Genomic DNA, 8710 nt, shown 5'->3' with positions numbered 1-8710 from the left:
GTCATCAAGACCGTGCCGGAATCGAAGATCGTGGAGACCCTGATCGAGGAAGCGATGAAGATCGCCGAAGAGATGGAGAAGGCGGGCGTGGAGTCCGGCGAGCCGCAGATCAGCGTGGCGGGATAACGCACGCGACGGCTCCGGTAGACCTCCAACTCCCTCCACTAACACGGTAGTTATTGAATCCACGGTGCTCCGGTGAGCATCGGCGACACGAGCGAGGGCGGCTACGTTTTCACGTGGCCGCCCTCGTGGCGTTGCGGGCTTGGCTCCGTACGGCATGGGGCCTTCTCGTACGGCATGGGTGGGCCTGCGCCCCCGGACCCGGGCCGCGCATCCCGTACGACACGGGTCCTATCCCCGTACGGCAGAGGCCCGCCCCGTACGGCACGGGGCCCTGCACTCCGTACGCGCAGCCCCCTTCCCACGCGGCGAGATCGCGCGGCGCCCGGCGCCGGGGCTGGGGCCGGCGCCGGGGCTAAGGCTGGGGCTGGGGCTGGGGCTGCGCGAGGTCACCCGGGGTCCGGCGAGGCCGGCGGCGGGTGCCCGCGGCATATCGCGCCACTTTCCGGTGGGGGCGCGGGCCAGATGTCTGCGCCCCGGCTGCGATGCGTACGCGCCCGGCGCGGCCCTTCACACTGCTCAGCGCGGCGCACCGGCCCGGACACCGCCGCGCGGTGAAACCCGTGTTTCCCCTGTGCCCGTTGAGGGACCGGTTTGAGCGCCGCATTCAAGTCGCTCCGCTGACTCCACGGCTAGCTCCCCTGAATGCCCGTCGGTAGGCTCCGCGCCAGCAATCCGCGCATCCTCACGGAACACCGAAGAGATGCCTAGAGACACCGCAAAAGCACCGGAGAGAAGCCGCACAAGACCAGCAGAGCACCCTCACGTGTCCGGTCGGTTTGCCTATCTCGGAATTCATCCGAGTGAGCGGAGCATGCGGAATGGTGGAAAACCTCAGGGAGCGCACCCCCACCAGCAAGGAGAACATGCCGATCATTTCGGCTTCCCCCAAACAGCCAGACGCGAACGAGATCCAGGGCGACATGGTCCAGCTCGGGCTGAGCTGTGAGCTGGCCTCGCTCGACAGAATTCAGCAGTACGTCGGTGACGTCACGGGCCGACTCCCGCAGAATCCGCACGGCCTGGAGAGCTTCCTCATCGGGAAGCGCCAGGCGGGCCTGCGGTCCGCGCTCCCCCGCCCCGCCCTCGAATTCGTCCTGCACGCGGTCAAGTCGAGCCAGCACACCCTGCGGTCGGGACGCGGTTTCGGCGACCACCCGGGCGCCGGCCCGTTCCTGCGCCACGTCCTCGCCGACAATCCCGGCGGCGCCCACTTCGTCACCGCCATGACCGGCCGCCAGCAGCAAGAGGCCGATTTCTACGAGCAGTTGCCGGTGTCCCATCCGAACGCCGTGCAATTGCTCGCCGTCCTCGCCCAGCACGACGTGGTGCCGTCCAGCACCGGGACGTGGGTTCCGGACGAGAGCGAGCAGTACATCGGCACCCTGATGGACAATCTGGCGGACATCCTGAACCACGACCGGTTCGACTGTCTGCGGAACAGGCCGGAGAAGGACCACAAGAAGGACGCCCACCGCGGTGACCAGTCGGGTTCGCTGTGGGGCACGCTCAAATACCAGCAGTTGGACCAGTTCCGCTGGGATTCGCCGACGGCCCAGATCATCAAGGACAGTTACGTCGGTCTCGCCGACAATGCGAGTGCGTTCCTCGACATCGGCATCGAGCCGCAGAACCTGGTGGCCATCCTCGCGAACAAGATAGCCGGCCTCCAGGACAGTCAGCTCGACGACTACCATCCCGGGCCGCAGGAACTCGTCATCTTCCTGGTGAAGAACCCCGCCATCGAAGATGGCTACCCCGCCGTGGACGGCACCGGCGCGTTGTCCGTCACCTGGGACCTGGTGGTCAAGCAGTACAAGAAAAAGAAGAAGACGTACAAGGACGGCACGATGGACGTCTGGCTCAGGTCGGCCATCTACGAGTCGTACTACGAATTCAACAGCGTCTCCCTGCAAGACCAGATGAACGACGACGCCGACCTGTGCCCGTGAGACCCCGGTACGAGAGGAGCGACGACCATGAGCAGTGACGAAGTGAGCGTTCTCGGCGAGCGGGTCCCCACCGCCGGGGTGAAGATTTTCCAGGACCGCCCGGGCGCGTCCAAGGACGTGTTCGACCAGTCCGTCGTCTTCCAACAGGATTCCAGCACCGTCCGGGCCCTGACCCTCTACACCCCCGACCTCCAGAACGTCGGCTGCATCGACAACACCGGCTCGGCAGCGACCACCAGCTACGCCAAGAGCGTGAGCACCGGCTTCACGACCTCACTCACCACGACCTTCTCGCTGGAAACCTCGGCCGAGGTCTCCATCGAGGTCGTCAAGGCATCCCTGACGGTGGGCTTTTCGCTCTCCTTCACGGAGCAGTATTCAACGGTCACGACCCAGACCATGACGTTCTCCGTACCGCCCGGCGAAAAGGCGTTCACGTACCAGGGATTCATCCGCACGGTCGTCATCGAGCACAACACCAGCAACCGCAGCTATGCGTTCGCCCCCGGCAGTGAGGGCAAGTTCCTGACCGAAGTCCTGGTCACCTCGCCGGTGCCGGTGATCGGCGCGACGACGATATCCGGCTGAGGGCTGACGGCGCGGTGCGCCCGAAGTGCGCCCCGCGCCGGATGGCGCCGGCACGGACCCGCAGTCATGTCCGGCAGGCGAGCGGGCACTCTCGTACGGCTACACAACCCATGGCGCGCAATCGTCGTCACCGCCCACGCGCCCTTGCTGCTCCGCCCGACGCGGCTTCCACAAGGGAGGCACGCGGCGCTCACGCGCTGCCGGCTGGGGGGGGCCGGCAGCGGTCGCCCCCCCACAGGCGCCTCTCGGCCCTGTCCAGCTCCATCCCGCACGACACACCCCGCCCGAGCAGGGCTAGCCGCAACTCCGCCTGTTATGCAGGCTCCTTCATGTTGCGGTCAACCCGACGTGCGCGCAGCCAAGAATCGGCCTCACGGGTCAGTTTCTACGCTCATTTACCAGGTGGGCAGGTTGTCCACAATCACTAACTGGGCTCAACAGCGCCTACTCCGGTTGCAAGTGAAGACACGACGGCGCGGGTTGGTCTTGTCCTGACTCCTGACGGTACGTAACCTCACGGTGCCGACAGAAGATCGAGGGTCTGTAGTGGTGGCCTTGATGGCCCTCGCGACCGTCTACGGAGTAGTCCAGCTCCTGGCATTAGCATCGCCAACTCGGACTGTGCGAACGTCCACTGTCTTGCTAGCGGTCCTGGTAGGAGCTTATGCGTGCGGCCTCGCCGCAGTGATTCTGGAGTATTCCTATACTCGTGTGATCGCAGATCAGCCAAGAGGGAGGGCCCTACGCGAGGCAGTATCCGTTACGAGCTATACCATCAGCCCAACGATAGAAGAAATATTAAAGATCGCACCTATATTACTGACCGTCCGAAATAAACACGTACGTCGCCAGTGGGGGTTCACAGATTATGTACTGATTGGTGGCGCTTCAGGAGCGGGATTCGGACTCATAGAGGCATTAGGGCGACTTAGCCCAGAAGTGGATCAGGCTGTAGCACACACGGCGGGCGGGTGGGTGGTACCCAGCAGTCTCACCCCACCCTACATTCCGGGTTTAAGCCAGATAGTCCACACATGGTTTCCCGCACCATTCGGAACTCTAGGAATCGGAGGCAGCGACCCGACCACCCCAACGAGCCCTCATCTCGCATTCTCAACGACGGCCGCCTTGGGGCTAGGTCTAGCGATTCGAAACCGCGGCTGGGCACGCCTCTGGGGGTGTGCCCCATTTTCCCTCGCGTGCGCCTTACATACCCTCTTCAACTATTCTGCCGAACATCGGCATAGCGCGTCAGCGAAAGAGCTGTTAGCAAATGCGAATAACATACTTTGGGTCATTCCATTAGCTTGCCTCGGAATCTCCATAGTTATGGATATGATTCATATTCGAAAAGCCAAGAGATCAGCACCTGAGATTCTTACTCACTCAGAACGAGCAGGCCGCACAGGCCTAGAAGCACTGGGCGGTTACGGACTCTGGAGATTCCCCTGGTCCATGGCTATTTCCCTACGCTTCGCCCGCGCCCGCCGCTCCCTGCTCTATGCTCTATGCTCAGACCAACAAAAATAGCCCTGATGTTGTCAAACTGCGCGACAGCATAGCAAGCGCGGCAAGGGATATAGACGCTTCCGATCGACTGGGCGCCTGGCAGAAATTCAACACACGTTCAATAATTTCCCTAATTCACCATTCAAGCACAACGAGGCGCAGATGGCCTGCCCTGATCCCCCTATTTCTCTCGCTCCCCGCACTTGCCTTCCTGAGCATAGGGATTGTCCCAGGAGCCGACAACCTATCAGATCAATTCTGCACTGATACGGGCTTCAAGTTCTCCTAGGGTTCTCCGTAGCCGGAGCGCTCTGGGCTCTATGGCAAGTCACCATTTCTCTCATTCGATGGAATACCCTTAATGGCCTTCCATTGGCCGAACCGCAAGTCGTCGCGCGATTTCGAATATGGGTAGGCCTGGGCAGCATCGCGGGTAGCTCCCTGCTGCTGCTGCTGCGCATGCCTAATAGTCAACTTGGTATCAACGATAAAGTACTTCAAAACTTTCACCTTCTGGATGCCCTGGACAACTTAGCCACATATCTCGGCTTCACTCTTCTACTGCTATCCCTTCTCGCCCTCTTTCCCCCGAGTGGGCTCGCGCTCGCCGGTGCTGGCACAGCAACCAATGTGCTAGCGGCCCGGGCGGCTGGGCTTGGAGTAATAGGGATCGTCCTCATGGCGGCAGGGAACTCTGGAGCGAGCCAATCCAACCCAGGCGATTCTCCGCCCGCTTCATCATCTGGTCGAGATAGGGTTCGGCGCGGAAAGGAGTACGAGGATCAACTTCAGGCGAAGCTAGGGGGCAGCGGATCCTTTCGAGAAGGAGGAAGGGAGTTCGACGGCTCCTTCACCGCGGGAGACGGAATCGAGGTGTGGTACGAGGCAAAATCTGGAAGGTTCTGGGAACTCGCGAACGAGAACCCAAAGGTTATGGAAAAGTTCAAGTCCAACCTGGGCGACGCACGCCGAATAGCCGAGGCGGGCGGCCACAGATTCGCCCTTATATCCGAGAATGCAATCCCAGAAAACATTACTAAATGGCTAGCCAAGAAGAACTACGCGTGGCGAGTGATATCGAAGGAGACCGGCTAGTGTCCCGGAGCGCAGACATCGACTTCACCTTCCGCAGTCCCGTCACGGCGGCACTGCTCGTACGCGCCCTCGCCGCGTGCGGGTGGTCTCCCGAAGAGCCTCGGGGGATTTCGTACGCCGTGCAGGACGCGGACGGGGACCTGGAGTGGGTCAGCGTGCCGCCGCACGGGGTCGGCAACGTTCTCGATGCGCTCGATGCGCCGCACCGCCAGGGGCAGCGCACGGGGCTCTCGCTCTACCACCGGGAGGCGGGCACGGGCGGGCTGTTGCTCCTCTATCCCGGTCGGCTCAGCCTCTCGTTCTCGCCGACCATCCATCGGCGGTCGTACGGAGCGGCTGAGGAGTTGACCGACATCCCCTGGTACCTCGGCCAGCTTCTGCCGCCCCTCTTCGCCGTCGGCCTCCAGGGCTACCAGGCACAGGACATGGCCGACTGAGCCGGGGCGTGGGCGCGTAGCCCCCTCTCGGCCGCTGGCCCCGCCCCGTACCGCGGGTAGCCCACCCCGTCCCGCGCACCCCGCCAGTTCGTCCCCGTACCCCGCCCCGTACCCCGCCGTTCTGCGGTCGCTTGTTCGGGCGGGTGAGGGTGGTGGGGCGCGGTGCGGGCTGCTGGCCCGGTCCTGTGACGGGGGCCGGGCCAGCCTGCCGGGGCCGGGGCGGGGCCGAGAACCAGGGGTTCCGTTCGGGGCCGGGTGGGAGGGGCCGAGGGTGCGGGGAGCGGCTCGGGGTCGGGCTGCGGGTTAGTGGCTCAGGTACGTTTCCGCTACCAGGAAGGCCAGGTCAAGGGACTGGCTGCGGTTCAGGCGCGGGTCGCAGTACGTTTCGTAGCGCTGGCCCAGGTCGTCCGCGTAGACCTCGCCGCCCACGCACTCGGTGACGTCGTCGCCGGTCAGTTCGACGTGGATGCCGCCGGGGTGGGTGCCGAGGCCGCGGTGCACCTCGAAGAAGCCCTTCACCTCGTCCAGGACGTCATCGAAGCGGCGGGTCTTGTGGCCGCTGGGTGCCTCGAAGGTGTTGCCGTGCATCGGGTCGCAGACCCAGCCGACCTGGGCGCCGGACGCGGTGACCTTCTCGACCAGGGCGGGCAGCCTGTCGCGCACCTGGCCGGCGCCCATCCGGACGATGAACGTCAGCCGGCCCGGCTCGCGGTGCGGGTCAAGCCGGTCGATCAGCGCGAGCACGTCGTCCGCCGTCGCCTTCGGGCCGATCTTCACACCGAGCGGGTTGCTGATCTGTGAGCAGAACTCCACGTGGGCGCCGTCAAGTTGGCGAGTGCGCTCACCGATCCAGACCATGTGGCCCGACAGGTCGTACCGGTCGCCGGTGCGCTCGTCGGTGCGGGTCAGGGCCGCCTCGTAGTCCAGGATCAGCGCCTCGTGCGAGGCGTACACCTCGGCGGTGTGCATCTGCTCCGGGTCCGCGCCGCAGGCGTGCATGAAGTTCAGCGCGCGGTCGATCTCGCGGGCCACCGCCTCGTACCGCTGCCCGGAGCGCGAGGTCTTCACGAAGTCCTGGTTCCAGGCGTGCACCTGGCGCAGGTCGGCGTAGCCGCCGGTGGTGAAGGCGCGCACCAGGTTGAGGGTGGCGGCCGACGCCCGGTACATCCGCTTGAGCCGCTCCGGGTCGGGCCGGCGGGACTCCTCGGTGAAGGCGAAGCCGTTGACCGAGTCACCCCGGTACGCGGGCAGGGTGACGCCGTCGCGGGTCTCGGTCGGCTTGGAACGCGGCTTGCTGTACTGGCCGGCGATCCGGCCGACCTTCACCACCGGCACCGAACCCGCGTACGTGAGCACCGCACCCATCTGGAGCAGCGTCTTCAGCTTGTTGCGGATCTGGTCGGCGCCCACGCCGTCGAAGGACTCGGCGCAGTCGCCGCCCTGCAACAGGAAGGCTTCGCCGCGGGCCACGGCCGCCAACTTGGCACGGAGTTGGTCGCACTCGCCGGCGAAGACCAGCGGCGGGTAGGACTCCAGGTCGGTGACGGCGGTGCGCAGGGCCTGCTGGTCGGGCCAGTCGGGCTGCTGCGCCGCGGGCAGGGTGCGCCAGTCGGGCCGCGGGGCGGCGGCGGACGGGGTCTGCGGGGTGGCGACCGTCTGTGTGTTCATGGGGTGGCGTGTGCGGCGGGCCGCGCGGGCCGCCGCTCTCCTCTCTGGACGCTGCGTGGCCCCGTCGCCGGCCACCTGGGGCGTGGCCGGTACGCATCCGCAGGTCGGGCGCGATGCCGTGGGCGGGATGCGTACGACGCGTGGCGTACGACGGGGGTCGCGGGGCGGTCGGTGTGGACGTGACTGGGGGGACTGAGCGGACTGAGCGGTGGGGAGGTGGGGAGGTGGGGAGGTGGAGACCTGGGGTGGCTCACCCGGGTTGGGTGTGTTTCCCGGGTGGGTGGCTCGTCTGGAGTGGGTGGTCCCACCTTGGGTGGGTGGCCCGCCTGGCCTGGCGGCCGTGGGTGTGGCCTTGGGCGGGTGGGCCTGTTGGGTGAGCCTGTTGGGTGGGTGGCCCGCTGGTGGGGCAGGGGCCGGGGTGTCGGTGGGTGGGTCGGCCGGTGGGGCGGGCCGTCCGGTGGGTGGGTCAGGCCGTGGTGGGTGGGTCAGGTCGTGGCGTACGGGGGCTGCGGCGGGGCGACGGCCGTCCCGTACGGTGCGGTCTGCGCCTCCTCAGCGGACCCTGCCACGCCCGGCGTAACGGCCAGTGACACGGCCGACACCAGCCGGCCATCGAGGACGTGACATCGAACGCGCGCGCCGCGCAGGGCGACCGGGGCCGGGTCGGTGGGGCTCACCGTCAGCACCGTCGAACCGCCCGCGCAGGGGCACTCGGCCGCGCCACAGCAATCACCCGGCTGGCTGTGTTCGGGCGTGCAGCGGCATGCGCCCGTACGGTGGCGCGCGTCCGAGCCGGACGCCTCCGCAGAGCGGCGCGTGCCCGTACGACAGCACTCGCCCGTACCGCGGCTCGCGCCCGTACCGCAGCACTCACCTGCACAGCGGCGGTCGCCCGCACGGCAGCGGTCACCCGCGTGCCCACGGCCAGCCCCGACCCCCGCCTCCCCCCAGCACAAGGTGACCGAGCGGAACGTCAGGCCCTCCTGGTCCGCCGCGGGCAGCGCCTTGTACAACGCTTCTTTCGCGCTGAAGAGTCGCAGCACGGCGAGTTCGGGGTGGGGCGCGGTCTCCACCCGGGCGAGTTCGGCGGGGGTGCAGGCGTAGCGGCGGGCCGCGTACAGGCCGGCGGCCGACGTCAGCGGCTCCACGTCGAGCCCGACCGCGAACCGCGGGTCCGCGGTGACCACGCACACCGCCAACTCGTCAGTGTGCGTGAGGGAACCGCTGACTCCGTGCGGCCAGTGCGGGGCGCCGCGCTCGCCCGGCAGCGGCCAGTGCGCCGCCCCGGTGAGCGCGGCGGTGGCACGCGCCGCGGCGAGCCGGCCCGCCGTGTACGTG

7 protein-coding genes and 1 pseudogene are annotated in these 8710 nt (G+C 66.5%); 6 read left to right on the top strand and 2 right to left on the bottom strand.

The features are described 5' to 3' along the window. The 6 genes and pseudogenes from AAHZ94_RS22720 to AAHZ94_RS22695 all read left to right on the top strand — a co-directional run. A pseudogene (locus AAHZ94_RS22720) lies at positions 1–126 on the top strand (flavodoxin-dependent (E)-4-hydroxy-3-methylbut-2-enyl-diphosphate synthase); the annotation flags it as partial. 818 nt (positions 127–944) lie between these two features. Continuing rightward, complete coding sequence (locus tag AAHZ94_RS22715; protein ID WP_349994829.1) at positions 945–2075, top strand: hypothetical protein; 1131 nt, start codon at positions 945–947, stop codon at positions 2073–2075. A gap of 27 nt (positions 2076–2102) precedes the next feature. After that, on the top strand, positions 2103–2663 hold the full coding sequence (locus AAHZ94_RS22710) for a hypothetical protein (protein WP_349994828.1): 561 nt from the start codon (positions 2103–2105) through the stop codon (positions 2661–2663). A 558-nt stretch (positions 2664–3221) separates the two neighbouring features. After that, positions 3222–4193, top strand: a complete 972-nt coding sequence (locus tag AAHZ94_RS22705) for a PrsW family glutamic-type intramembrane protease (RefSeq protein WP_349994827.1) — start codon at positions 3222–3224, stop codon at positions 4191–4193. 438 nt (positions 4194–4631) lie between these two features. Next, entirely contained in the window at positions 4632–5267 is a 636-nt protein-coding gene (locus AAHZ94_RS22700) for a hypothetical protein (RefSeq protein WP_349994826.1), read from the top strand. Then, positions 5267–5704: a hypothetical protein gene (locus AAHZ94_RS22695; protein ID WP_349994825.1), complete on the top strand. Its 438-nt coding sequence runs from the start codon at positions 5267–5269 to the stop codon at positions 5702–5704. Before AAHZ94_RS22700 ends, AAHZ94_RS22695 begins: the two co-directional genes overlap by 1 nt. A gap of 303 nt (positions 5705–6007) precedes the next feature. Here the strand turns inward: AAHZ94_RS22695 and AAHZ94_RS22690 are convergent, their stop codons facing one another. Both AAHZ94_RS22690 and AAHZ94_RS22685 read right to left on the bottom strand, forming a co-directional pair. Further along, entirely contained in the window at positions 6008–7372 is a 1365-nt protein-coding gene (locus tag AAHZ94_RS22690) for a class II 3-deoxy-7-phosphoheptulonate synthase (RefSeq protein WP_349994824.1), read from the bottom strand. Between the two features lie 485 nt (positions 7373–7857). Next, positions 7858–8710, bottom strand: an 853-nt coding sequence (locus AAHZ94_RS22685; protein WP_349994823.1) for a 4'-phosphopantetheinyl transferase superfamily protein, incomplete at its 5' end; no start/stop codon positions are given.

It is taken from the genome of Streptomyces sp. HSW2009, from assembly GCF_040240285.1.
Taxonomy (GTDB): domain Bacteria; phylum Actinomycetota; class Actinomycetes; order Streptomycetales; family Streptomycetaceae; genus Streptomyces.
Note: the sequence above shows the minus strand (reverse complement) of the source record. Positions and strands in the feature narration are given on the sequence as shown.